The organism is Agromyces sp. Root81, from assembly GCF_001429165.1.
In the GTDB taxonomy this organism is placed as follows: domain Bacteria; phylum Actinomycetota; class Actinomycetes; order Actinomycetales; family Microbacteriaceae; genus Agromyces.
Genome location: NZ_LMIR01000004.1, coordinates 205,732 through 230,442, shown reverse-complemented (window position 1 = coordinate 230,442; position 24,711 = coordinate 205,732). Strand labels below are relative to the sequence as shown.

The following is a 24,711-nucleotide window of genomic DNA, read 5'->3' as shown; positions in this document are numbered from 1 at the left end:
CAGAGATGACGATGACCCCGGATGAGGCGGCCCGGTTCGCCGCGACGCTCGACCGTCTCGTCGGTGCGGTCGAGGAGGTGCTGCTCGGCAAGAACCGCGTCATCCGGCTCGCGTTCACGGCGTTCCTCAGCGAAGGGCACCTGCTGCTCGACGACGTGCCGGGCACGGGGAAGACGTCGCTCGCCCGGGCGATGGCGCAGTCGATCGACGGCACGAGCAACCGCGTGCAGTTCACGCCCGACCTCCTGCCCGGCGACATCACGGGCGTCACGGTGTACGACCAGCGATCGGGCGTGTTCGAGTTCCACCCCGGACCCGTGTTCGCCAACATCGTGCTCGCCGACGAGATCAACAGGGCGAGCCCGAAGACGCAGTCCGCGCTCCTCGAGGTCATGGAGGAGGGGCAGGTCACCGTCGACGGGCAGACGCATCCCGTGGGGCATCCGTTCATGGTCATCGCGACGCAGAACCCAGTCGAGCAGGCCGGAACCTACCGGCTGCCCGAGGCCCAGCTCGACCGCTTCCTGATGCGCACCTCGATCGGGTACCCCGATCACGCGTCGACCATCCGCATCCTCGAAGGCGCCGACCAGCGAGCGCACGAGCAGCGCGTCTCCTCCCAGCTCGCCGCCGACGAGGTCGTGGAGATGGCCGCCCTCGCGCGCACCGTCTACGTCGACCCCACGATCCATGACTTCGTCTCGCGTCTCGTCGATGCCACGCGCACCGCCCGCGAGGTGCGGCTCGGCGTGAGCGTGCGCGGTGCGCTCGCCCTCATCCGAGCGGCCAAGACGCACGCGGCCGGTCGCGGGCGCCACTACGTCGTGCCCGACGACGTGAAGGCGCTCGCCGAACCGGTGCTCGCCCATCGGCTGATCCTCGACCCCGAGGCCGAGTTCGACGGCGTGACGGCCTCGAACCTGATCGCGCAGGTGTTGATCGAGACGCCACCACCCTCGACCAGGCAGGCGGTGTGACGCTCACCCAGACCCGAACGACGATCCCCGAGGAGGCCAGGAAGGCCGGTCTGCTCGCGGTCGTGATCGGGCGCGCCGTCGGAGCGGCGCGCCGCGCGGGCGCGGCGATCGCCCAGGCGTCACGGGCGGTGCAGGGGGTCGTGACTCCGCTCGGCTGGGCGGTGGTCATCGCCGCCGTGGTCGCACTCGTCGCCGGCTACACCTGGGGTCTGCTCGAGCTGATCGCGCTCGGATGGGGACTCGCCGTGCTCGTTGCCGCGGCATCCATCTGGCTGATCGGCCGCGGCGCCGGAACGATCCAGCTCGTGCTGCCGTCGCCGCGAGTGGTCGTGGGTGAGCCCGCCGAGGCGCGGCTCATCGCCGCGAACCCGGGTCGACGCCGGTTCGGCGGGGTCCAGCTCGAGCTGCCCGTCGGCCGTCGCATCGTCGAACGAGTGCTCCCGGGGCTGCCCCGCGGCGGCGTGTTCGACGAGCAGTTCCCCATTCCGACCGAGCGCCGCGGCGTCGTTCCGGTCGGTCCTGCGCGCACCGTGCGGGCCGACCCGATCGGCCTCATGCGACGCGAGTTCGTGTGGTCGGAGACCGCGGAGTTGCACGTGCACCCGCGAACGGTGCCGATCAACGCGCTCAGCACGGGGTTCATCCGCGATCTCGAGGGCACGCCGACGCGCGACCTGACCGCGAGCGACATCGCATTCCACGCCCTGCGCGAGTACGTGCCCGGCGACGATCGGCGCTTCATCCACTGGCGCAGCTCGGCGAAGACCGGCACCTTCATGGTGCGCCAGTTCGAGGAGACGCGGCGCAGCCGGCTCATGGTGCTCCTCGACCTCGATCCCGGAGCGTACTCCGATGCTGCGGAGTTCGAGCTCGCCGTCAGCGCCGCGGCATCCGTCGGCTCGCGGGCGATCCGCGACGCCAGAACGGTCTCGTTCGTGGTCTCGGGTCGACAGCAGAGCACCCGTGACGGTCGCAGCGCCATGCGCGAGCTCCCGACGGTCTCGCGCGACCGGCTGCTCGACGCGCTGTGCCTCGTCGAGACGGATGCCGCTGCGGTGATGCTGCCCGACGTCGCCCGCGCCGCGGCCGAGACGCTCGCGGGCGTCTCGCTCGCGTTCCTCGTGACGGGCACCGCCCGCGGTGTCGCTCCGCTGCGCGCCGCGGCGACGCGACTGCCGCCCGGGGTCGAGACGGTCGCGGTGCAGTGCTCGCCGGAGGGCGAGGCGAGCGCGCGCACGATCGCCGGGCTGACCGTCTTCGGCATCGGCTACCTCGAAGACCTCCGTGCCATGCTCGCCAGATCGGCGTCGGTCTCATGAAGAACCGGACCCCGGCGGGCGCCCGGCGATTCGGGCCGACCCTCGTCACGGTCGTGCTCGTCGTCGCGATGCTCGCCGCTGCGATGGTGCCGTGGTGGCCCGTCTACGAGAGTCCGGCATTCGTCGTCGCCGCGGCGATCGCGATCGCAGCGGGCGTCGCGATCGGCGTCGTGGGCGCCCGGTTCCGACTGCCGACGTGGGTCGTCGTGCTCTCCGTGTTCGGCGCGTTCGTGGTGCTCGGCGTGCCGGCGGCGGTGCCCGGACGCGCGATCGGCGGCGTACTGCCGAGCCCGGCGGGGCTCGTCGAACTGCTCGCAGGTGCCGCCCTCTCGTGGAAGCAGCTCGTCACGATCTCCGTGCCGGTCGGCTCGTATCAGGCGCTGCTCGTGCCGCCGTTCCTCCTCGGGCTGATCGCCGCGACCGCCGCGATCACGATCGCCCTGCGCAGTCGGTGGCCCGCCGCGGCCGCGCTGCCGCCGGCCGTGCTCCTCATCGCGGGCATCGCGCTCGGCGTCGTGCACTCGGCCCTCGCCGTCGAGGCGGGCGTCGCATTCCTCATCACGGCGGTGGCCTGGCTCGTCCGCGTGTCGATCGCCGACCGCCGCGCGATCACGAGCGGTCGCCGGGTCGAGGCCGCGCTCACCGATGCACGACGTGTGCTGGGGGCGTCTGCGCTCGTGGCCATCGCGGTCGTCGGGGCGACCGCGGCATCCGTCGCCATGCCGGTGCCGCCGCGCAACGTCGTGCGGGCAGAACTGCAGCCGCCGTTCGAGCCGCGGGAGCACGACAGCCCGCTCGCCGGGTTCCGGGCGGCATTCCGCGAGGACATCGCGGACGAGTCGATGCTCGACGTGCGCGGGCTGCCCGAGGGCGCCGGGGTGCGGATGGCGACGCTCGACTCCTACGACGGCATCGTCTACACGGTCGGCGGGGCCGAGGGGGAGTCGGCGTCCGGCCGGTTCACGCGGGTCCCGTACCGGCTCGACCAGTCGGGGACGAGCGGCGACACCGAGCGGCTCGCCGTCGAGGTCGAGGTCGACGGCTACTCCGAGGTGTGGGTGCCCGGTGTCGGCCGGCTCGAGCGCATGGTGTTCGGCGGGCCCCGTGCCGAGGTGCTCACCGAATCGTTCTTCTACAACGAGATCACGAGTACGGGAGCAGTGCAGAGCCCGCTGCAGGCCGGCGATCGGTACGTCGCCGCGTCCGTGGTGCCGGTCGATCCCGACGAGCTCGGCGAGCTGAGCCCCGGCACGAGCGTGCTGCCCGCGGTGCCCGAGCTGCCCAAGGACCTCGCACAACTGCTCGATGCATGGGCGCCGGCCTCCGACGACCCCGGCGAGCGCCTGCAGGCTGTCATCGAGGGCTTCCACGCGAACGGCTACGTCAGTCACGGTCTGGAAGACGAGGTGGCGAGCCGCTCGGGGCACTCGCTCGACCGGCTCGCGGACCTCGCGACGGAGAAGCCGATGGTCGGCGACGGCGAGCAGTACGCCGTGGCCGCGGCCCTCATGGCGCGGCGCATCGGATTCCCGGCACGGGTCGTCGTCGGCTACCTGCCGGGCACGGCCGATGCGTCCGATGCGGCCGACGAGGCGGGTTCGTCGGACGGGGAATCGTCGAACGAGGACTCGTCGACCGAGGACTCGTCGACCGAGACGGATGCCGCAGTCGAGCCCGTGCCAGAGGGAGTCACCCGTTTCGTGAGCGGCGACAAGCAGGCCTGGATCGAGGTGCAGCGGGCCGACGGTGCGTGGATCGCGGTGGACCCGAACCCCGTGCCGCGCGAGATCCCCCCGCGCGAGCCCGACCAGCCGACGATCGTCTCGCGGCCGCAGTCGGCGCTGCCGCCGCCGGCCGAGCGCACGCCGGTCGACGACCTCGCGAAGGACCCCGAGACGCCGCCCGACGAGCCCGACGACACGGCGGACGCCTGGATCCAGGCACTGCTCGGCATTCTCGGCGTCGCCGGGATGGTCCTCGCGGGTCTCGCGATCCTCGCGATCCCGTTCCTCGCGATCATCGTGGCGAAGATGCGACGCCGGCGTCTGCGGCGGAGGGCGCCGACCGCGGTCGAGCGCATCGAGGGCGGCTGGCAGGAGTTCGCCGACTCCGCCGCCGACTACGGGTACCCGATCCGGCCGACCGCGACGCGGGCCGAACAGGCGGCGACGGTCGGCGGACTCGCGCCGCTCGTGCTCGCCTCGGTCGTCGACCGCTCGGTCTTCGCGCCCGACGGCCCGGCCGAGGGCGACGACCTCCGGGTGTGGGAGTCGGTCGACGAACTGCAGCGGCGGCTCGGAGAACCGCGGTCGCTGCGCGAGCGGCTGCGGGCGTGGGTCTCGCTCACCTCGCTCGGCGGGTACGCTGTGACCCGGAGAGGAGCACGGTCGTGACGTGTCGGATCTGCGGGGCGGAGCTCCCCGATGGGGCGATGTTCTGCGGTGAATGCGGCAGTTCGACGAGCGCGACTCCCGAGTCGCGGCGTCGGCCCGACCCGAGGCCGGGCGACACGACGGTGATCGAGCGTCCGGTGCGCCGCAACAGCGGCGTGATCAGCATCCCGGTCGACGGGTTCCGGGCGGCGACGGCGATCGAACAGGCGGATGGCGCGGGCGGCGAGCTGCTCGCGTCGGCCGCTCCGGCGACGGCGATCGCTGCGCGGTTCGCCCTGGCGTTCAGCACGGGGGAGACCCGCATGGTCTTCGGCACCGGGCTGATCGGCCGGCGCCCCCTGCCTCAGCCCGGTGAGGTGTTCGACCACCTCGTGCAGATCGCCGATCGCTCGCTTTCGGTCTCGAAGACGCATGTCGAGTTCGGCGACCACGACGGCACGTTCTGGATCGCCGACCGGTTCTCGGGCAACGGCACCATCGTGCGGCGACCCGACGACGGTGCGATGCGGTGCGAACCAGGGCGACGCTATCTGGTGCCTCGCGGGAGCCGGGTCGAGCTCGCCGAGCAGTTCTTCGTCGTCTCCTGAGCCGGCCGGCTCCGACACGTCCTCGACAGTCGGCGTCGCACCGGGATCGTCCACAGGTGCGCGATGATTCCGTCGACGGGTCCCGTGCCCGTGATTCGATCGCCGCGTGGACCGATTCGACACCGCACCCGACTCGCTCGACACCCCGCTCGCGCTGCCGCCCGCCCCTGCGGAAGCGGCGCGGGCGGGGTTCCCGCTGATCGCGTCGCTCGCTCCCGTGATCGGTGCGCTCGCGCTGTGGGCGGTCACGGGATCGCCGTTCTCACTGGTCTTCGCGGCACTCGGCCCGCTCGTCGCGGTCGCGTCGATGGTCGATGCGCGTCGCTCCGCTCGGCGGCAGCGACGGCGGTCCGCCGACGAGCGTCGCCGTCGTCTCGACGAGCTCGCGGCCGAGATCCGCGAACGGCAGCACCTCGAACGACAGGCGGCGTGGCACCGATCGCCCTCGTCGCGCCGTCTGATCCTGGAGGCGGAGCACTCGGCCTGGCGCGACGGCCCGCCGCCGCCTCTCGTGCTCGGACGTGGTGTCGCCGCGAGCACGCTCAGGGTCGACGGCGCCCCGATCGATGCCGCGGACCGGGAGCTGCTGCTCGAGGCGGCTCGACTCGACGATGCGCCGGTGCTCGCCGATGCCGGCGCCGGCATCGGGTTCGTCGGGGAACTCCACCTGGCCCGAGCAGCGGCGCGCGCCTGCGTGGTGCAGTTCGCGCACCATGCGCATCCGAAGCGGTTCACCGTCATCGGCCCCGACCGGGTCGGCGGGCCGTGGGAGTGGCTGCAGTCGCTGCCGCACTCGGGCGAACGCGGTCGCGCCGGGCTGGTCGTCATCGATCGCGACGTCGCGCCGCCGTCGGCGCCGGTCGACGGTGGGCCCGGGAGCGGGCTGCGAAACATGTCGCCGGGCGCGTCGCGCGACGAGCAGCGGAGCGCAGTGGTCGCGGTCGCGCGCACCGCGACCGAGCTGCCGCCGGGCCTCGGCGCGGTCGTCAGGCTCCAGGCCCCCGGCGCGGCCAGCCTCTCCCGGCATGGCGGAGCCTCGGCGGCGACGATGATCCCGTCGCTCCTCGGCGCAGTCGAGGTCGTGCACTGGGCACGTTCGGCGGCGGCCGCGGCTGCACGGGCGGGGTTCGACGATCGCTCGAGCGGGCTTCCCGAGCGGTTGCCGCTCGACGGGCTCCGACGCCCGGGTCTCACCGAACCCGACCGTTCTGGTCTGGCCGTGGCCGTCGGCGTCGGGCTCGACGAGGTGCTCGAGCTCGATCTCGCGAGGCACGGCCCGCACGCACTCGTCGCCGGCACGACCGGCAGCGGCAAGAGCGAGTTCCTCCTCGCGTGGATCGTCGCGCTCGCCGCGGCCCATCCGCCGTCGATCGTCTCGTTCCTCCTCGTCGACTTCAAGGGCGGGGCGGCGTTCGAACCCGTCCGTCGGCTGCCGCACGTCACCGGCATCGTCACCGACCTCGACGAGTCCGAGGCGGAGCGGGCCGTCCTCAGCCTGCGGGCCGAGCTGACCCACCGCGAGACCGTGCTGTCCATGGCACGTGTCCGCGACATCTCCGAGCTCGACCGCGCGGTCCAGCTGGCGCGACTCGTGATCGTCATCGACGAGTTCCAGGCGATGATCGAGCGCTTCCCCGATCTGGGCGTGGTCGTCGGCGACATCGCGGCGCGCGGACGGTCGCTCGGCGTGCACCTCGTGCTCGCCTCGCAGCGCCCCAACGGAGTCGTTCGCGAGCAGGTCACCGCCAACTGCGCCATCCGCGTGTCGCTGCGCGTGCTGCAGCCCTCCGACAGTGAGGCGGTGGTCGGCACCTCGGCCGCGGCGCGGATTCCGCCGGGCACACCCGGACGGGGCGTGATCGACCGCGGCGACGGCGTTCCGATGCTCTTCCAGAGCGCGATCGCGATGCCGGCGCTGATCGAGGAGGTCGGCGCCGCCGCAGCCGGACTCCCCGGCGCGCGACGCACCTGGCTCGATCGGCTTCCGGCTCGCATCGCGCCCGAGGCGGTCGCCGGCCTCGTGAACGACCCCGATCCCGAGGCGGACTCCTCGGTGGAACGCGGGCCGGGGGAGCGGTACCGTGCCGGGCCGGCCACCGATGGCGCGCTGGCCTTCGGTGTCGTCGACGATCCCGAGCGACAACGACGCAGCGTCGCGAGGTGGTCACCCGACCGCGACGGCGCGCTCCTCGTGCTCGGTGCTCCCGGCAGCGGGCGGAGCACCGCGCTGGCCGCGATCGAGCGCGCCGCTGCAGGGGCGGCCGCCGTGATCACGCTGCGCCTCGATGACCGGCCGAGCACCGTCTGGGATGCCCTGTGCGGGGCGCAGGCCGCTGTTCGCGCCGGTGCGGCGGTACCCGGGCTCGTCGTGATCGACGACCTCGACACCTGCTTCCGGGCGTGGCCCGAGGACTACCGGCATGCCGCGTTCGCGATGGTCGAGTCCCTGATCAGGGAAGGCCGCGCTCGCGGCGTGGCCGTCGCCGCAGCGGCGACGCAGGTCCAGGCCCTCGGTGCCGGGCTGCGCGACGCATTCGGGTCGCGCCTGCTGCTCCGGCATACGACGCGGTCGGACCTCGTGCAGGCGGGAGGCCGCGGAGAGCTCTGGCGGGCGGCGGATGCACCGGGGTCCGGGCAATGGCACGGCCGCAGGCTCCAGGTGGTCGACGTCCCGCCCTGCCCGCCTCGAGCGAGCGCGGCGACGCCGTCGCTCGAGCTTCGCGCGGATCTCCCGTACGCCGTGGTCTCGGCCGCGCCGCGGGCGGCCGCGGCGGCGATCGACGCCGCCGGGCGCCCGCCGCTGCTCCTCACCACGGGCGGCGAAGTCGTCGTGAGGGCCGCCATCGCCGCGCTTCCCGTCGACGCACCGCCGCCCGTGATCGTGGGCGACGGCGACGCCTGGGCGGCGAGCTGGTCGCTGGGCGCCGCGCTCAAGGAGGAGGCGGTGATCGTCGTGCACGGCGGCTCGGCCGAGTACCGGGCCGTCGTGCGCGACCGCGAGCTTCCCCCGCTGCTCGACGACGCGGGTCAGTGCTGGGTGCTCGAGCCCGGGAGCAAGCCACGGCGTGCGACTTGGGTCTTCGGGCACGCACCACTGAATCGGTCGAGCAATTGACCGAGAAGTGCTGATTCCGCACGACTTGTTCGCAGAAATTAACGATTCGGACATCACCGAGTGATTTCCGCCCTGCACTGTGGCAGTATCTTCCCACCCTTGCACTGCAGCAATTGAAACGGAGTCCCCCGTGAGCCAACGTCCCCTTCCCCAGGATCCGATGATGCGAGCGCTCATCGCCCAAGCTCGTCAAGTGCAGCTGAATCGGCGCACACTCCTCGCGGGTGCAGGGGCCGGAGCGACCGCCTTGACACTCGCCGCCTGCTCCACCGGTGGAGCACAGGGCAAGCCCACGCCCGCCGCCGACAAGTCGGCCACCGACAAGACGGTGAACTGGGCCAACTGGGCGGCCTACATCGACGAAGACGACAGCGGCGCCTACCCCACGCTCGAGCGCTTCACCGAAGAGACCGGCATCGCGGTCAACTACGAGGTCGCCGTCGACGACAACAACACCTACTACGGCAAGGTCAAGGACCAGCTCGCCCTCGGCCAGGACATCGGCGCGGACACCTCGGTGCTCACCGACTGGATGGCCGACCGCTGGATCCGCTTCGGCTACACGCAGAAGCTCAACCACGACAACATCCCGAACATCGTGAACCTCAACCCCGCCCTGCGCGACCCCGACTTCGACAAGGGGCGCACCAACTCGCTGCCCTGGCAGGGCGGCTTCGCCGGCATCTGCTGGAACAAGGAGGCGATCCCCGGCGGGATCGCATCGGTCGAAGACCTCTGGAACTCCGAGCTCAAGGGCCGTGTCGGCGTGCTCTCCGAGATGCGCGACACGATGGGCCTCATCATGCTGCAGAACGGCGTCGACATCGCCGGGGACTGGGGCGACGAGGAGTTCGACGCCGCCATCGAGGTGCTCCGCGAGCAGGTCGAGTCCGGTCAGGTGCGCAACATCAAGGGCAACTCCTACCTCGAAGACCTCAAGAGCGAAGACACGCTCGCCGCGATCTGCTGGTCGGGCGACATCACTGTGATCAACGCCGAAGCCGGCGACAAGTGGGAGTTCGCGATCCCGACCGAGGGCGGCACGCTGTGGAACGACAACTTCGTCGTTCCGATCGGTTCGCCGCGCAAGACGAACGCAGAGACCCTCATGAACTACTACTACGAGCCCGAGGTCGCCGCCGAGGTGGCGGCGTGGGTGAACTTCATCACGCCGGTCGTCGGCGCGAAGGAGGCCGCCATCGCGATCGACCCCGAGCTCGCAGAGAACCAGCTCATCTTCCCCAATGAAGAGACGCTCTCGAACGCGCACATCTTCCGTTCACTCAACGGCGCCGAGGAGCAGAAGTACCAGGCGCAGTTCCAGAGCATCCTCCTGGGAGCGTGAGCGTGTCGGTACGCGAGTTCGCCGAACGCGGCGCTGATCTCGAGCTCGTCGGCATCCAGAAGCGGTTCCCCGGCTTCACGGCGATCGAAGAGCTCGACCTCACGATCCCCGCCGGTTCGTTCTTCGCCCTGCTCGGCCCGTCGGGCTGCGGCAAGACCACGACCCTGCGACTCGTCGCAGGGCTCGAGGAACCGACGAACGGCCGGATCCTGATCGGCGGGCGGGACGTCACGGGAACGAAGGCGCACGAGCGCCCCGTCAACACGGTGTTCCAGAGCTACGCGCTCTTCCCGCACATGTCGGTGCTCGAGAACGTGGCATTCGGGCTCAAGCGCCGCCGCATCGGCGACGCGCTCGGCCGGGCGCACGAGGCGCTGCGTCTCGTCGAGCTCGATCATCTCGCCCAGCGCCGCCCCGCGCAGCTGTCGGGCGGCCAGCAGCAGCGCGTCGCCCTCGCACGGGCGATCGTGAACCGACCGGCGCTCCTCCTCCTCGACGAGCCCCTCGGCGCACTCGACCTGAAGCTGCGCCGACAGATGCAGCTCGAGCTGAAGACCATCCAAGAGGAGGTCGGGCTCACCTTCCTGCACGTCACGCACGACCAGGAGGAGGCCATGACCATGGCCGACACCGTCGCGGTCATGAACAAGGGCGCGATCGAGCAGATGGGAGCCCCGGCCGAACTGTACGAGCTGCCGCGCACCTCGTTCGTCGCGAACTTCCTCGGCCAGTCGAACCTGTTCACCGGCGACGTCTCCGGTGCCACGGATGCCGCGATCACCGTCGACATCGGCGGCGCACGCGTGGTCGTGCCGACGGCACGGGCGCAGCGGCACCAGGGGCGGGTCACCGTCGGCGTCCGACCGGAGAAGGTCACCCTCCTCCGGGAGGCGCCGGCCGAGGCATCCGAGCACAACACGCTGGGGCCCGGCCGGGTCATCGACGCGTCGTTCTCGGGGGTGAGCACGCAGTACATCGTCTCGGTTCCCGGAGTCGGCACCGTCACCGTGTTCGCGCAGAACACCGGGGCGGGTCCGGTCGTCGGCGAGGGCGCAGAGGTCTGGATCTCGTGGCCCGTCGAGCACGGCTTCGGCCTCGACGACGTACCGGAGACCGAAGGTCGCTTCGCCGCCGATGACGACACGACCTCGATCGCCGCGCAACGCCGAGAGGCTCTCGTCGCGGAGCTCGAGGAGGGCTGATCATGGCCTTCGCCGCATTCCAGACCGCGGAGGTCGTGCCGCAGGCGCCGAGGAAGCGCAGCAGGATCGCCCTGTTCCTGCTGCTTCCCGGGCTGCTCTACCTCGTGCTGTTCTTCGTCACGCCGCTCATCTCGCTCCTGCTCACCTCGCTGCAGGCGCCGGCCGAATTCGGCGACATCGGCCAATACGAGTACGCGTTCAACTGGCAGAACTACGTCACTGTCATGAGCGATTACTGGCCGCACATCGTGCGCTCCTTCGGGTACGCGCTCGCGGCCACGGTGTTCGCGCTGCTCTTCAGCTATCCGCTCGCCTACTTCATCGGCGTGAAGGCGCGGCGGTGGCCGATGCTGCAGGCGCTCATGCTCGTGCTCGTGATCGCCCCGTTCTTCATCAGCTTCCTGCTGCGCACGCTGGCGTGGAAGCAGTTGCTCTCGGACGAGTCGTTCATCATCACCTCGTTGAAGGCGCTCTCGCTCATGGCACCCGACGCGCACTTCACGGGGACCCCGTTCGCGGTGATCTTCGGCCTCACCTACAACTTCATCCCGTTCATGACGCTGCCGCTGTACACGACGCTCGAGCGACTCGACCTGCGCTACCTCGAGGCGGGCAGCGACCTCTACGCGAACCCGTTCACGGTCTTCCGCAAGGTCACCATCCCGCTGTCGATGCCGGGTATCGTCGCCGGCACCCTGCTCACGTTCATCCCCGCCGCAGGAGACTACGTGAACGCGAGCCGGGACTTCCTGGGCGGGCCCGACACGCAGATGATGGGCAACGTGATCGAGGCGAACTTCCTCGTGCTGCTGAACTATCCGGCGGCCGCGGCGCTCTCGATCATCCTCATGGCCGCGATCCTCGTGATCGTCGGCATCTACGTCAAGCGATCCGGAACGGAGGACCTGCTGTGAGCGGAGAAGTCCAAGCGGCCGCCGTCCTCGGCGGATTCGACGAGAGCCAGGAGCTGGAGTCGCGCCGCCCCGGAGGCCGGGTCCGTCCGCGTCGCCTCGGGCTGGGCGATTGGCTGCTGCCGGCCTACACGATCATCGCGTTCGTGTTCCTGCTCATCCCCATCGTCTACACCTTCGTGTTCTCGTTCAACGACTCGATCAAGTCGAACATCGCCTGGCGCGGGTTCACGCTCGACAAGTGGCTGAACGTGTGCACGGTCGAGGGCGGTGCCGTGTGCGAGGCGTTCGGCAACAGCATCATCATCGGCGTCGCCGCGACCGTCATCGCGACGGTGCTCGGCACGATGATCGCGATCGCGCTCGTGCGCTACCGGTTCCGGGCCCGCGGTGCGATCAGCCTTCTGCTGTTCCTGCCGATGGCGACGCCCGAGGTCGTGCTCGGCGCCGGGCTCGCGGCCCAGTTCCTCGCCGTCGGCGTGGCGAAGGACATGACGACGATCATCCTGGCGCACACGATGTTCTGCATCAGCTTCGTCGTGGTGACGGTCAAGGCCCGCGTCGCGAGTCTCGACCCCGCCCTCGAAGAGGCGGGCCGAGACCTCTACGGCTCGCCGTCGCAGGTGTTCTGGCGGGTGACGTTCCCGCTGCTGCTGCCCGGCATCGTCGCGGCGGCGCTGCTGTCGTTCGCGCTGAGCTTCGACGACTTCATCATCACGAACTTCAACTCGGGCGCCGTCTCGACCTTCCCGAAGTACATCTACATCTCGGCGTCGCGCGGCATCCCGGCCGAGGCGAACGTCATCGCGTCGGCGGTGTTCCTCTTCGCGCTCGTGCTCGTGATCGTCGCCCAGGTCTCGCGCACGGCGCGAGCGAAACGGCTCGCGAAACTCGGCTGACCCGAACCGGCGGGTAGCGCGAGCAGCGGATGCCGCAGCGGGAATGATCCCGCTGCGGCATCCGTCATCGTTGTGCCTGCACGGCGCGGTCGCCGCTCGAGTCGGATCAGATCGTGGCGCGGATCGCCCCGACGCGCTGTTCGCCGCCCATGACCCAGAGATCGAGTTCGGTCTGCACGGCGTCGATCGCCTCGTGGTCGATCGCGCCCGACTGCGCGAGCAGGCGCAGCGCGATGATCGTCGAGGCGCGCGAGGAGCCGTCGAGCACCTTGAGGGCGACCGTCGTGCCGTCGGGCGCGGTCATGACCATGACGCCTTCGGCGCCGACCTTCGCGAAGACGCCGAGCCGCTCGACGGCGACGGTGTCGGGCTGGCCGGGTCCGCCGACCGCCCATGCGTGCTCCCGTACCGCCTCGGTGAGCGCCGCGGCCTCACGGTACAGCGCGAACGGCGAACCGGCCGCCGCCGTCGTGATCTTCTGGATGCCGCGCGCGAGTCCGCCGAGGCTGATCGCGTGCACGGGTGCGCCGCAGCCGTCGATCGCGGTCGCCGCGGGGCGCTCGCCCGTGAACCGCTCGATGACGTCGAGCACGCGCTTCTGCAGGGGATGATCGACGTCGAGGTAGCCCTCGAGCGGCCACTCGTTCGCGACGCACGCGAGGAGCATCGCCGAGTGCTTGCCCGAGCAGTTCATGTAGACCCGCTCGCGCTGGCCGCCCGAGCGGATGAGCTGTTCACGCGCCACCTGGTCGGACGGAGCAGCCGGCGGGCAGCCGAGCGCCGACTCGGGCAGCGACTCCCGCTCGAGCAGGCGACGCACGAGCGCGACATGCGCGGCGGTGCCGGAGTGGCTCGCGGTGGCGATCGCCGCGTCTTCACCGCGGAGGGTGACCCCCGAGGTCATGACCGCGACGGCCTGGAACGGCTTCAGGCAGGACCGGGGGAAGATCGGGGTGACCACGTCGCCGAGGGCGCGCAGCACCTCGCCTTCGGGGGAGAGCACGACGGCGGAACCCGCGTGCCGGGACTCGATGAAACCACTACGCTCGACCACGGCGAGTTCGACGGAGTCAGTGACTGAGAATGTGCCGGTCACCTGCACTATCCGAGCGAGGCGAGGGCGTCGTCGAGCACGGTGAGCCCGTCTTCGATGAGCGCGTCGCTCACCGCCAGACTCGGCAGGAAGCGCAGCACGTTGCCGTAGGTGCCTGCGTTGAGGAAGAGCACGCCCTGCTGGGCCGCGTACGCGACGATCGCGGTGACGGCTTCGGCGTTCGGGGCCTTCGTGGTCGCAGCGGTGCCGGGCTGCACGAGCTCGATGGCGATCATCGCGCCCTTGCCGCGGATCTCGCCGATCACGTCGTAGCGCTCGGCGAGCTTCTCGAGGCCGGCGCGGAAGGTCGCCTCGATGCGCTGCGCCTCGGCGAGGAGGTCGTGCTCCTCGATCGACTCGAACACGGCGATCGCCGCGGCGCACGCGACGGGGTTGCCGCCGAAGGTGCCGCCGAGGCCGCCGGGCTGGGCGGAATCCATGATCTCGGAACGGCCGGTGACCGCGGCGAGGGGGAGGCCGCCCGCAATGCCCTTCGCCGAGAGCACGAGGTCGGGCTCCCAGCCGAAGTGCTCGCTGGCGTAATAGCGACCGGTGCGGGCCATGCCCGACTGGATCTCGTCGGCGATCATGACGACGCCGTTCTCGGTGCACCACGCCTGCAGGGTCGGCAGGAACCCGTCGGCGGGAACCATGAACCCGCCTTCGCCCTGGATGGGCTCGACGACGAGGCAGGCGAGGTCGCTCGCCCCGACGACCTTCTCGAGGTAGGCGATCGTGCGGGCGGCGGCGTCTTCGCCCGACAGCCCGTCGCGATAGGGGTACGAGTTCGGTGCGTGGTACACGTCGCCGGCGAGCGGGCCGAACCCGGTCGCGTACGGCATCGCCTTGTAGTTCATCGCCATCGTGAGGTTCGTGCGGCCGTGATACGCGTGGTCGAGCACCGCGACGGCGCGACGGCCGGTGTGCTTGCGGGCGATCTTCACGCCGTTCTCGACGGCCTCCGCGCCCGAGTTGACGAGCACGCTCTTCTTCTCCCAGTTGCCCGGGGTGTGTTCGGCGAGCAGCTCGGCGACGCGCACGTACTCCTCGTAGGGGGTGATCGTGAAGAGCGTGTGGATGACGTCCTGCAGCTGGTCGGCCGCAGCCGCGACGACGCGCTGCTCGGTGTGGCCGATCGTGGTCACGCCGATGCCGGCGCCGAAGTCGACGAACCGGTTGCCGTCGACGTCGACGAGGATCGCGCCGTTCGCGCGCTCGATGTAGACGGGCAGGGCGGAGGAGACACCGGCCGAGACGACCTTCGATCGTCGGGCCTGCAGCTCCTGCGACTTCGGACCGGGAACGGCGGTCACGATCTTGCGCTCCTGCGGCACGGTGTAGACCGGGGCGGCGGCTGTCTGGGCGTCGATGCGGGTATCAGTCATGGTGCCTCCACCCTATCGCCGCGCCGAGACCGGAATCGGGTGCAGAATCGGATGGCGCGAGCCGCGCGCGCGATCGGAGGCAAGATGCTCGGGGAACACCGCTACGAGATCGAGGTCGAGTGGCAGGGCGACCGCGGAACGGGCACGTCCGGCTACCGGGACTACGGCCGCCAGCACGTCGTCCGCACCGAGGGCAAGCTGCACGAGATCGCCGGCTCGAGCGATCGCGTGTTCCACGGGGACCGCGAACGGTGGAACCCCGAGGAGCTGCTGCTCGCCGCCCTCAGCGAGTGCCACATGCTGTCGTACCTGCACGTCGCCACGAAGCACGGCGTGGTCGTGCGCGGCTACACCGATCGGGCCGTCGGGCTCATGCGCGAGGACGGCCGCGGCGGCGGCGCATTCGTCGAGGCCGTCCTGCGGCCGCAGGTCGAGGTGGCGGATGCCTCGATGCTCGAACTCGCCCGCAGGATCCACGCCGAGGCGGCCGAGAAATGCTTCATCGCCGCGTCCGTCGCCTTCCCGGTGCGACACGAGCCGGCCACCATCGTGGCGGCCCGCGCCGATTGAGTCTCGGCGGCGTCAGTCGGCGGTCAGCCGGAGCGGCGGCGCGGCCGGCAGCGTCGCCTCGGGGATCGGGCACGCATGGCCGCCCACGAGCCTGCTGCAGGGCGGCAGGAAACCGGGGTAGCGCTCGGCCTCGGGGTCGCCGAACCAGCGGTGCCAGAGCCGCCAGAAGTTCAGGTTGCCGAACGCCGAGCAGCCGTCGCCGACCTCGGGGTCGGCCACTGCGGCCGGGTTCGGCTGGTACGGCGTGTAGTTGTAGAGATTCGCCGTGGCCTGGTTGGCGATGGCGACGGACGACGTGCCGCACGCGGCATCCGGATGGAACTGCACGTCGACGGCGCCGACGCGGTAGGCGCGGTCGGGCTGCTCGGTGTACTGCCGGAACTGCCAGGCGGCGTTGTACACCTGGTTGAAGAAGCCGAAGTACTTCGCATCGCAGTCGGCCGTGTCGGGGCAGGCGTAGCCTGTCGCACGGAGGTACCCCGATTCGCTCGGCCGGGTGAGCAGCGACTGCTCCTTCTGGAGCAGGACGAGCAGGGTCTTCGGGCTCACGCCGCACGCCACGGCGACCTTCGACACGATGCGGCTCGCGCGCTCGCGGACGCCGCCGCGGTACTCGGCGCAGTGCCCCGGGCCGGCGGCGGCCTGCGTCGTCGTGCTCTGCGAGTAGTCGGCGAGGCACGGCACTCCGTCCTTCGGGCGGCAGTCGAGGCCCTCGAAGAACTGCTGGATCTCCGCTTCGCTCATCGCGCTGCTGTCGTAGAACGCGTCGTCGCTCACGATGTGCCCGGGGTCGAACTCCGTGGCGGGCGGGATCGGCAGATCGACGACGGCGGCCGCGTCGGCGCTCGGGGCGGCGGCCCGTTGCACGTCGCCGGGGCCGCTGCACGCCGCGAGCGCGAGCACGACGGCCACTGTCGCGGCGACGCGGCTGATGATCGAGGCAGGGCGCATCGGACTGACGATACCGGGATGAGGCCGGGAGAGGCTGGGAATCCGGTCAGATCCGCTCGCGCGGCACGACCCGGTCGGCGAGCTTGGCGAGTGCGCCCTGCGGCGGCGTCTCGTTGTACACGCCCGCGAGCTCCTGCTCGCTGAGCGCGTGGATCGCCGCCATGATCTCGTCGGTCGCTGCACGACGAGCACGACCGGAGGTCGCCTGACCGTGGCGGCTGAGGTCGAGCGGCTGGCCGAATCGCACCGTGACCGGACGCACTCGGGGCAGCTTCGCGCCGACGGGCTGGATCTCCTCGGTGCCGATGAGGCCGACCGGGACGACCGTGGCGCCCGTCGTCAGCGCGAGCCACGCCACGCCGGTGCGGCCGCGGTAGAGGCGTCCGTCGAGCGATCGCGTTCCCTCGGGGTAGAGGGCGAAGGCGTTGCCGGCCTCGAGGATGCGCCGCCCGGCGTCGAGGGCCTCCTGGGCCTGCGAGCCCGCCCCGCGCTCGACGGCGACGGCGCCGATGGCCCCGAAGAAGGTGCGCGAGACCCAGCCCGAGAAGCCCGTGCCGGTGAAGTAGCTCGACTTGGCGAGGAACTGCACGGGTCGCGGAGACGCGAGCGGGATCACGATGCTGTCGACGAACGAGAGGTGGTTCGAGGCGAGGATGACGGGTCCTCGCATGGGCACGTGCTCGGCCCCCGTGATCGTCGGCCGGTAGATGAGGCGCACGAGCGGGCGGAGGAAGCCTCGGACGATCCGATACAGCGGACCCTGCCGGACCGGGGCAGGAAACGCCCCGCCTCCCTGGACCGGAGCAGGAACCGACCCGCCTCTCCGGACCGGAGCGGGCACGGCATCGCCTTCGATCTCTGTCACCGTTCGACCCTACGCGCGACGACATGCACGCCGCGGCATATCCGATCCGCCCGCGAGTCGGGCGCTTCCGCACTGGTGGGAGCATGCCGGTGCGAGAGGATGGGGACATGGACGTCGCAGCCGAAGGCGAGCTCATCGAGCTCGAGGCCTCCGGCGTGCGCATCGTGGTGGTGATGCGCGGGCGCCGCGGTCCCGCCGCTGACACCGTGCTGCGGGGACTGCTGGCGCACTCGACCGGTGTGCCCGCCGACGATGTCGAGCTCGTGCACGATTGCGTCGAGTGCGGGGCGCGACACGGCCGGCCTTCGGTCGCCTACCCCCTGACGCCGTCGGGCGCTCCGTGGTACGCCGACGTCGCGGTCGCGGGCGACGTCATCGTGAGTGCGGCGGCCACGAGGCATCCGGTCGGCGTCGGCGTCGAGTCGGCGGCACTCGAGAGCGGGGCCGTGATCGACGAGGCGGCGTTCCACGCGAGCGAGCGCACCGCGCTCGACCGCTTCGACCCCGCCGCCCGGGCGATCGCCCGGGCCACGCTGTGGGCGCGCAAGTCCGCGCTGCTGCGCGCGGTCGGCCACACCGACTTCATCGAACCGTCCCGGCTGGCGCTCAGCATGCCGAGCGACGACGACGGGGTCGGCCGCATCGAGGTGAGCCCGCCCGAGTTCGGGTCCGGATGGCGCGGCATCCGCTTCCACGACGTCGAGGTGCCCGGAAGCCGGGCCGCATCGGTGGCCGTGCTCTCCTAGCCGCCTGAGGCGCCAGCCGTCGTTGCGCCCGCCCCACGACAGGCCGCTGCGCGCTCCGGATACAGTGGGGACGTGCGCTCCGTCATCATCCTCGGCTCATCCGGTTCGATCGGCACCCAGGCCCTCGACGTCATCAGAGCGAATCCCAGACGCTTCGACGTCGTCGGGCTCGCCGTCGGGTCCAATCGTTCGCTCCTCGAGGCGCAGGCCGCCGAGTTCGGCGTCGAGCACACGGCGGTCGGCATCGAGGAGGCCGAGCAGCTCGTGCGCGACGTCGACGCCGACGTCGTGCTGAACGGCATCACCGGCTCCGTCGGGCTCGGGCCGACGCTCGCGACGCTCCAACGCGGCACGACCCTCGCCCTCGCCAACAAGGAGTCGCTCATCGTGGGCGGCGACCTCGTGACCCGCATCGCGCAGCCCGGCCAGATCGTGCCCGTCGACTCCGAGCACTCGGCGCTCGCGCAGGCGCTGCGATCCGGCACCGACGACGAGGTGCGCCGGCTCGTGCTGACGGCCTCTGGCGGCCCGTTCCGCGGCCGCCGACGCGACGAGCTGACGGCGGTCACGCCGGCCGAGGCGCTCGCGCACCCGACGTGGGACATGGGCCTCGTCGTGACGACCAACTCGGCGACGCTCGTCAACAAGGGACTCGAGGTGATCGAGGCGCACCTGCTCTTCGACGTCGAGTACGACCGCATCGACGTCGTCGTGCACCCCCAGTCGATCGTGCACTCGATGGTCGAGTTCGTCGACGGCTCGACGATCGCGCAGGCCTCGCCGCCCGACATGCGCCTGCCGATCTCGCTCGGCCTCGACTGGCCGCACCGGGTCGCCGCCGTCGGCACGCCGCTCGACTGGACGCGCGCGCAGGAGTGGACGTTCGAGCCGCTCGACGGCGAGGCGTTCCCCGCGGTCGCGCTCGCCAAGCAGGTCGGACGCGCGGGCGGCGAGTACCCCGCCGTCTTCAACGCGGCCAACGAGGAGGCGGTCACGGCGTTCCACGCGGGGCGCATCGGCTTCCTCGACATCGTCGACACCGTGCGCGACGTCGTCGAGCACCACGAGGCATCCGACGCGGTGCTCTCCGTCGCCTCGCTCGCGGATGCCGAGCGCAGTGCCCGGCGTGCCGCCGAGGCGCGCATCGCGCGCATCTCGGCCTGACGCGCGCGGCGGGCATCGGCCGCACGACTCCGCCGGTGGGCTCACAGCCGACCGCCAGCGCACTCGAAGCAAGCGGCACTACGCTTGCAGCCGTGGATTCCGTGCTCGCCTTCATCATCGGCGTCGTCATCATCGTGATCGGCCTCGCCGTGTCGATCGGCCTGCACGAGATCGGGCACCTCGTTCCCGCGAAGATCTTCGGCGTCAAGGTCACCCAGTACATGATCGGCTTCGGCCCGACCATCTGGTCGCGCCGGAAGGGCGAGACCGAGTACGGACTGAAGGCAATTCCGCTCGGCGGCTACATCTCGATGATCGGCATGTTCCCGCCCGCCAAGGGCGACCGCGTGCACGCCGACAGCACCGGGTTCTTCCGCGACCTGGTGCAGGACGCCCGCGATTCGAGCACCGAGTCGATCACGCCCGGCGACGAGCACCGCGCGTTCTACCTGCTGCCGGTGTGGAAGCGCATCATCGTCATGTTCGGCGGGCCGTTCATGAACCTCCTGCTCGCGATCGTGCTCTTCGGCGTGCTGCTCATGGGCTTCGGCGTCGCGCAGGCCTCGACCACCGTCGGATCCGTCTCCGCATGCGCCCTGCCCGCGACGAGCGAACGGCAGACGTGCGAGGCCGGTGACCCGGCCGCTCCCGGCGCCGCCGCCGGAATCGAGCCGGGCGACCGCATCGTCTCGGTGGCGGGCGAACCTATCGAGTCGTGGAACGAATCGACCGCGATCATCCGCGAGCACCCCGACGAGCCCGTCGCGTTCGTCGTCGAGCGCGACGGCGAGACCGTCGAACTCGACGTCACCCCGATGCTGAGCGAGCGGTACGTGTTCGACGACGAGGGCGAGATCGTGAAGGATGCCTCCGGCACCCCGCTGACCGAACCGGCCGGGTTCGTCGGCATCGGCCCGGCGACCGTGATCGTGCAGCAGCCGGTGACGGCCGTGCTGCCCGCCGTCGGCGAGAACGTGGCCGGCGTCGCCGGAATCATCCTGAACCTGCCGCAGCGCATCATCGACGTCGCCAACGCCGCATTCGGACCCGAGGAGCGCGACCCGAACGGCCCGATGTCGGTCGTCGGCGTCGGCCGGCTCGCCGGCGAGATCGCGACGATCGACGAGATCCCCATCGCCTCGAAGGCGGCCACCATGATCGGCATCCTCGGCTCGCTGAACATCGCGCTCTTCGTCTTCAACCTCATCCCGCTGCTCCCGCTCGACGGCGGTCACATCGCCGGCGCGCTCTGGGAGGGCATCCGTCGCGGCTTCGCCAAGCTGTTCCGGCGTCCCGATCCGGGCCCCGTCGACCTCGCGAAGCTCATGCCGGTGACCCTCGCGGTCGTCGTCGTGTTCGGTGCGATGAGCGCGCTCCTGATCTACGCCGACATCGTCAAGCCGGTGCAGCTCCTCTGAGCGCACCCCTGATCGCCCGCACCGCGGCACGCACCCGCTCGTACTCCGCAGGGAGTAGCGAGTGAGTCTCCGCGGGGTCGATTCCGGTGGGCGACGGCGGCGATACGATCTGGGCATGCCGTCGCAGAACTGGGACGGACCGCCGCCGTGGCAGACGTCGTGGGGCGGTCGCCCCGAACGATTCCAGCCGCCGCCGGGGTTCGTGCTCTTCGCGCCGGTCGTCATCAGTCTCCTCGTGCAGGTGCCGGCCGCGATCGGCATCGCGGTCTGGACGCACGCGGGGTGGGCCGCGGGCATCGCCCAGGTCGCGCTCGCCGCAGCCGGCCCGCTCGCGCTGCTCGGCGCCAGGCGGTACCCGGGCCCGACCGTCGCGGTGGTCGCCGCCGCCGCGCTCGCCGACCTCGTGCTGTCGCCCGATCTCGGGCCGCCCTACATCGCCGTGGCGTTCGCGATCGTGCTCGCCGTCGCTCGCGGCGCGGTCATCTGGGCGGTCACCTCCGTCGTCGTGGCATGGATCGCGGCGATCGTGCTGGCCTCGGTGGTCGGCACGGCGTGGCATCCGTTCCGCATCGCGTTCACGACGCTCGTGCTCGCGGTGTGCTTCGGCATCGGATGGTTCGTGCGGGTGCGCCGCGCGCGTGCCTCCGCCTTCCGTGCCGAGGCGATGCGTCGCCGCCAGAGCGCCGAGGAGCGCGAGCGCGTGCGCATCGCCAGGGAGCTGCACGACGTCATCGGGCACGCCCTGTCGCAGATCAACGTGCAGGCGAGCGTCGGCCTGCACCTCATGGATCGCGATCCCGAACAGGCCCGGACCGCGCTCGCCAGCATCAAGGAGACCTCGAAGTCGGCACTCGACGAGGTTCGCACCGTGCTCGGCGTCATCCGCGACGGCGAGGCGCCGCTCGTGCCGCAGGCGGAGCTCGCCGAGCTGCCGAGGCTCGTCCGCGGCATCCGTTCGCCCGAACTCGACGCGCACCTCGTCGACCGGCTCGCTGAGTCGCCGCGCCGTGCCGTGCAGTTCGCGGGCTACCGCATCGCGCAGGAGGCGCTCACCAACGTCGTGCGCCACGCCGGCGCCACGCAGGCGGTCGTCACGGTCGAGCGCGAGGGCGACGAGTTCGTGCTCACGGTCGATGACGACGGCGCCGGGCCGGTCGTCGTCGCGGGTGCCGACGCCGAGGAGTTCGACGCCGCGGACCACGGCGACGGCAGCGGCATCCTGGGCATGCGCGAGCGCGCCGCGCTGCTCGGCGGGTCGGTCGAACTCGGCGCCTCGCCGCTCGGGGGGACCCGCGTCACCGCGCGGCTGCCGTGGGGAGGAACCGCATGATCCGCGTCGCGCTCGCCGACGACCAGGTGCTCGTGCGCGCCGGATTCCGCGCGCTGCTCGCGGCCGAAGACGACGTCGAGGTCGTGGGCGAGGCGTCCACCGGTGCCGAACTGCTCGAGCTCGTGCGCCGCGAGCCGGTCGACGTCGTGCTCATGGACATCCGCATGCCCGACGGCGACGGACTCTGGGCGACCGAGCAGATCGCCGCCGATCCGGCGCTCGCGGGGGTGCACGTCGTCATCGTGACGACCTTCGAGCTCGACGAGTACGTCGCGCGGGCGGTGCGGGCGGGGGCGAGCGGGTTCCTCGTGAAGGACACGGAGCCGGTCGACCTCATCCGCGCCGTACGGGTCGTCGCGAGCGGCGATGCGCTGCTCTCGCCCGGCGTCACGAAGCGGCTGCTCGAACGCGTGTCGACGGGGCTCAGGGACGCACCCGACGCAGCGCGGCTCGCGGCGCTCACCGATCGGGAGCGCGAGGTGCTGCGCCTCGTGGGGCTCGGCCTCACGAACGACGAGATCGCCGAACGGCTCGTGCTCAGCCCGCTCACGGCGAAGACGCACGTCTCGCGCATCATGTCGAAGCTCGCCGCACGCGACCGCGTGCACCTCGTGGTCGTCGCCTACGAGTCGGGGCTCGTCGCGCCCGGGTGGCAGTAGCCGAGGCGCCCGGCATGCTCCCGGGGGAGCAGTCGAAGTGACTCCGCCGGGCGGATTCGCGGAGACGTCCGGCTCGCGAGACTCGGATCGACGGCTTGAACCGCAGGCCGCACGATCAAGGGAAACATCATGCTCGCCACCCTCGCCACCACCTCTGTGGTCACCCACGCCGGCCCATGGGCGGCCGGGTTCGGATGGGTCTTCTTCCTCATCCCGATCTTCTGGTTCCTCGTCATCGGCCTGATCATCTTCCTGGTCACGCGGGGCCGCCGTCGCTACTGGGCGAACGCCGGCGGCCCCGACGGGTCGTACGGCCCGCCGTGGATGCGCACGGGCAGTGCCGAGTCGACCCTCTCCGAGCGCTTCGCCAAGGGCGACATCGACGAGACCGAGTACCGCGCGCGCCTCGAGGTGCTGCGCGCCAACCGGCCGAACGCCTCCTGAGCGCGTTTCGAGGGGCGGATGCCGCGGCATCCGCCCCGCTGTTCGTCGTGCCCGCTACTTGTCGAGCGCGCGGTGCAGCGCCGCCGCCTGGTGCCGGTGCCCGACGGCCTCGTAGCCGACGATCACGACGAGCGGCGCGCAAGCGGTGAGCACGATGCCCGTGCCCATGCTCGCCCCGGCGACGACCGCGAGCACCGCGACGCCGAGCGCCGCCATGCTGAGCACGAACAGCAGGATGTGGAACCGGTCGAACTCGAGCAGCAGCAGCGAGTAGATCGTGAACAGCGCCACGAGGAAGATCCCGACGGGCACGACCGCCGTGAGCAGCGCCGCCACCTCGCCGATGTGCGCCTTCCCGGCGATCTCGAACGCCGCGACGTGCAGCCCCGCACCGGTCGCGGCGATCGAGCCGAAGATCACGAGGTGGCCGTAGCCCCATGTGAACGCTCGTCGTCGGAACCGATGCAGCACCTTCGCCGACGGCATTGTGAAGTAGACCCACCACATGCCGAACGCGAGTGCCGTGCCGCCGAAGGCGACGAGGGCCGCCTCGACGCTCCAGCCCTGCTGTTCGACGACGGCCGAGATCGCGAGGATCGTGCCGAGCACGACCTCGCCGAGCGTGATGATGACGAGCAGGCCGTACCGCTCGGCGATGTGGTGCGCGTGCCAGGGCGTGGCGCCGACGCGACGTTCGATCACGTAGGGGCCGAGCAGCTCGAGCGTGCCGAGCACCACGAAGAGGCCGAGCATGACGGGCAGCGACGGGTTGATGAAGATCGTCGTCACCCAGCCGACCTGGATGACGCCGATGACCGTCGCGTACGCGAGCGCGCTGCGCCGGTGCTCGGGGTCGTGGCGCGCGACCCGCAACCACATCGCCACGGTCGCGACCCGCATGATCACGTAGCCGGAGACCACCACGCCGTTGTCGAGGTGCTCGCCCTCGTCGATCGAATGGAACATGTCCGGCAGTCCGAGCGCCAGCACGAGCACCCCGAGCATCTGCACCATCGTCGCGACGCGGAAGAAGACGTCGTCGTTGTCGTACGCCGAGGCGAGCCACGAGTAGTTGATCCAGGCGAGGCAGATGGCGAAGACGGCGATCGTGAACCCGATGGCAGCTGGAGCGAAGTGCCCGAGCTCGAGCAGGTGCGCGGCCTGCGTGCCGGCCTGGCTGAACGCCACGACGAAGGTCAGGTCGAAGAGCAGCTCGAGCGGCGTCGCGGTGCGGTGCGCCTCGTCGGGATCACGGCCCACCATGCGCCGCAGCCGGTGGTCGAGCGGCGGGTGAGCGGATGCCGCGGCGCCCGTGTCGCTCGTCTGACGATCGGCCAT

The 24,711-nt window shown here is 71.1% G+C and carries 21 protein-coding genes; 16 read left to right on the top strand and 5 right to left on the bottom strand.

The annotated features are described in order from the left end of the window. The first annotated feature begins 5 nt into the window (after window positions 1-5). From ASE14_RS17895 to ASE14_RS17855, 9 genes are all read left to right on the top strand, one after another. A complete protein-coding gene (locus ASE14_RS17895) occupies window positions 6-977 on the top strand; it encodes a MoxR family ATPase (RefSeq protein WP_056658356.1) in 972 nt (323 codons plus the stop codon). Continuing rightward, window positions 974-2,296 (top strand): DUF58 domain-containing protein, encoded by a 1,323-nt coding sequence (locus ASE14_RS17890; protein WP_056658354.1) that lies wholly within the window; start codon window positions 974-976, stop codon window positions 2,294-2,296. The genes ASE14_RS17895 and ASE14_RS17890 overlap by 4 nt, the downstream gene beginning before the upstream one ends. Beyond that, window positions 2,293-4,689, top strand: coding sequence for a transglutaminase-like domain-containing protein (locus ASE14_RS17885; RefSeq protein ID WP_056658352.1), 2,397 nt, complete (start codon window positions 2,293-2,295; stop codon window positions 4,687-4,689). The genes ASE14_RS17890 and ASE14_RS17885 overlap by 4 nt, the downstream gene beginning before the upstream one ends. Then, complete coding sequence (locus tag ASE14_RS17880) at window positions 4,686-5,276, top strand: zinc-ribbon domain-containing protein (RefSeq protein ID WP_157373080.1); 591 nt, start codon at window positions 4,686-4,688, stop codon at window positions 5,274-5,276. Before ASE14_RS17885 ends, ASE14_RS17880 begins: the two co-directional genes overlap by 4 nt. Before the next feature lie 106 nt (window positions 5,277-5,382). Further along, window positions 5,383-8,391 carry an FtsK/SpoIIIE domain-containing protein gene (locus tag ASE14_RS17875; protein ID WP_056658347.1) on the top strand — a complete coding sequence of 1,003 codons (3,009 nt, stop codon included), beginning with the start codon at window positions 5,383-5,385 and terminating at the stop codon, window positions 8,389-8,391. A gap of 130 nt (window positions 8,392-8,521) precedes the next feature. Further along, window positions 8,522-9,736, top strand: coding sequence for a PotD/PotF family extracellular solute-binding protein (locus ASE14_RS17870; RefSeq protein WP_235511472.1), 1,215 nt, complete (start codon window positions 8,522-8,524; stop codon window positions 9,734-9,736). Beyond that, the gene (locus ASE14_RS17865; RefSeq protein ID WP_369816508.1) at window positions 9,733-10,938 is read left to right on the top strand and encodes an ABC transporter ATP-binding protein; all 1,206 of its coding nucleotides are present in this window, start codon (window positions 9,733-9,735) and stop codon (window positions 10,936-10,938) included. The genes ASE14_RS17870 and ASE14_RS17865 overlap by 4 nt, the downstream gene beginning before the upstream one ends. A gap of 2 nt (window positions 10,939-10,940) precedes the next feature. Beyond that, a complete protein-coding gene (locus ASE14_RS17860; RefSeq protein WP_056658338.1) occupies window positions 10,941-11,852 on the top strand; it encodes an ABC transporter permease in 912 nt (303 codons plus the stop codon). A 101-nt stretch (window positions 11,853-11,953) separates the two neighbouring features. Further along, complete coding sequence (locus ASE14_RS17855; protein WP_200953395.1) at window positions 11,954-12,748, top strand: ABC transporter permease; 795 nt, start codon at window positions 11,954-11,956, stop codon at window positions 12,746-12,748. A gap of 106 nt (window positions 12,749-12,854) precedes the next feature. Here the strand turns inward: ASE14_RS17855 and ASE14_RS17850 are convergent, their stop codons facing one another. Together ASE14_RS17850 and gabT are read right to left on the bottom strand one after the other, a co-directional pair. After that, window positions 12,855-13,844 carry an asparaginase gene (locus ASE14_RS17850; RefSeq protein WP_157373079.1) on the bottom strand — a complete coding sequence of 330 codons (990 nt, stop codon included), beginning with the start codon at window positions 13,842-13,844 and terminating at the stop codon, window positions 12,855-12,857. A 5-nt stretch (window positions 13,845-13,849) separates the two neighbouring features. Next, window positions 13,850-15,226, bottom strand: a complete 1,377-nt coding sequence (gene gabT / locus ASE14_RS17845) for a 4-aminobutyrate--2-oxoglutarate transaminase (RefSeq protein ID WP_056658334.1) — start codon at window positions 15,224-15,226, stop codon at window positions 13,850-13,852. Window positions 15,227-15,277: 51 nt separating this feature from the next. On the opposite strand from gabT, the gene ASE14_RS17840 reads away from it, so the two are divergent. Next, window positions 15,278-15,796, top strand: a complete 519-nt coding sequence (locus ASE14_RS17840) for an OsmC family protein (RefSeq protein WP_369816507.1) — start codon at window positions 15,278-15,280, stop codon at window positions 15,794-15,796. Between the two features lie 12 nt (window positions 15,797-15,808). Here ASE14_RS17840 and ASE14_RS17835 read toward each other — a convergent pair whose 3' ends face one another. Both ASE14_RS17835 and ASE14_RS17830 read right to left on the bottom strand, forming a co-directional pair. Continuing rightward, complete coding sequence (locus ASE14_RS17835) at window positions 15,809-16,747, bottom strand: hypothetical protein (protein WP_056658332.1); 939 nt, start codon at window positions 16,745-16,747, stop codon at window positions 15,809-15,811. A gap of 46 nt (window positions 16,748-16,793) precedes the next feature. Continuing rightward, window positions 16,794-17,501, bottom strand: coding sequence for a 1-acyl-sn-glycerol-3-phosphate acyltransferase (locus ASE14_RS17830; protein ID WP_056659231.1), 708 nt, complete (start codon window positions 17,499-17,501; stop codon window positions 16,794-16,796). A gap of 218 nt (window positions 17,502-17,719) precedes the next feature. Between ASE14_RS17830 and ASE14_RS17825 the strand changes: the two genes are divergently transcribed. The 6 genes from ASE14_RS17825 (at window position 17,720) to ASE14_RS17800 (ending at window position 23,373) form a co-directional block, all read left to right on the top strand. Continuing rightward, entirely contained in the window at window positions 17,720-18,358 is a 639-nt protein-coding gene (locus ASE14_RS17825) for a 4'-phosphopantetheinyl transferase superfamily protein (RefSeq protein ID WP_056658329.1), read from the top strand. Window positions 18,359-18,430: 72 nt separating this feature from the next. After that, window positions 18,431-19,522 (top strand): 1-deoxy-D-xylulose-5-phosphate reductoisomerase, encoded by a 1,092-nt coding sequence (gene dxr / locus ASE14_RS17820; protein ID WP_056658326.1) that lies wholly within the window; start codon window positions 18,431-18,433, stop codon window positions 19,520-19,522. 92 nt (window positions 19,523-19,614) lie between these two features. Then, complete coding sequence (locus ASE14_RS17815) at window positions 19,615-20,940, top strand: RIP metalloprotease (RefSeq protein WP_200953379.1); 1,326 nt, start codon at window positions 19,615-19,617, stop codon at window positions 20,938-20,940. 115 nt (window positions 20,941-21,055) lie between these two features. After that, window positions 21,056-22,270 carry a sensor histidine kinase gene (locus ASE14_RS17810; protein WP_056658324.1) on the top strand — a complete coding sequence of 405 codons (1,215 nt, stop codon included), beginning with the start codon at window positions 21,056-21,058 and terminating at the stop codon, window positions 22,268-22,270. Continuing rightward, complete coding sequence (locus ASE14_RS17805) at window positions 22,267-22,929, top strand: response regulator transcription factor (protein ID WP_056658321.1); 663 nt, start codon at window positions 22,267-22,269, stop codon at window positions 22,927-22,929. Before ASE14_RS17810 ends, ASE14_RS17805 begins: the two co-directional genes overlap by 4 nt. A gap of 129 nt (window positions 22,930-23,058) precedes the next feature. Continuing rightward, window positions 23,059-23,373 carry an SHOCT domain-containing protein gene (locus tag ASE14_RS17800; RefSeq protein ID WP_056658318.1) on the top strand — a complete coding sequence of 105 codons (315 nt, stop codon included), beginning with the start codon at window positions 23,059-23,061 and terminating at the stop codon, window positions 23,371-23,373. 54 nt (window positions 23,374-23,427) lie between these two features. Here ASE14_RS17800 and ASE14_RS17795 read toward each other — a convergent pair whose 3' ends face one another. Further along, complete coding sequence (locus ASE14_RS17795) at window positions 23,428-24,711, bottom strand: low temperature requirement protein A (protein ID WP_235511471.1); 1,284 nt, start codon at window positions 24,709-24,711, stop codon at window positions 23,428-23,430.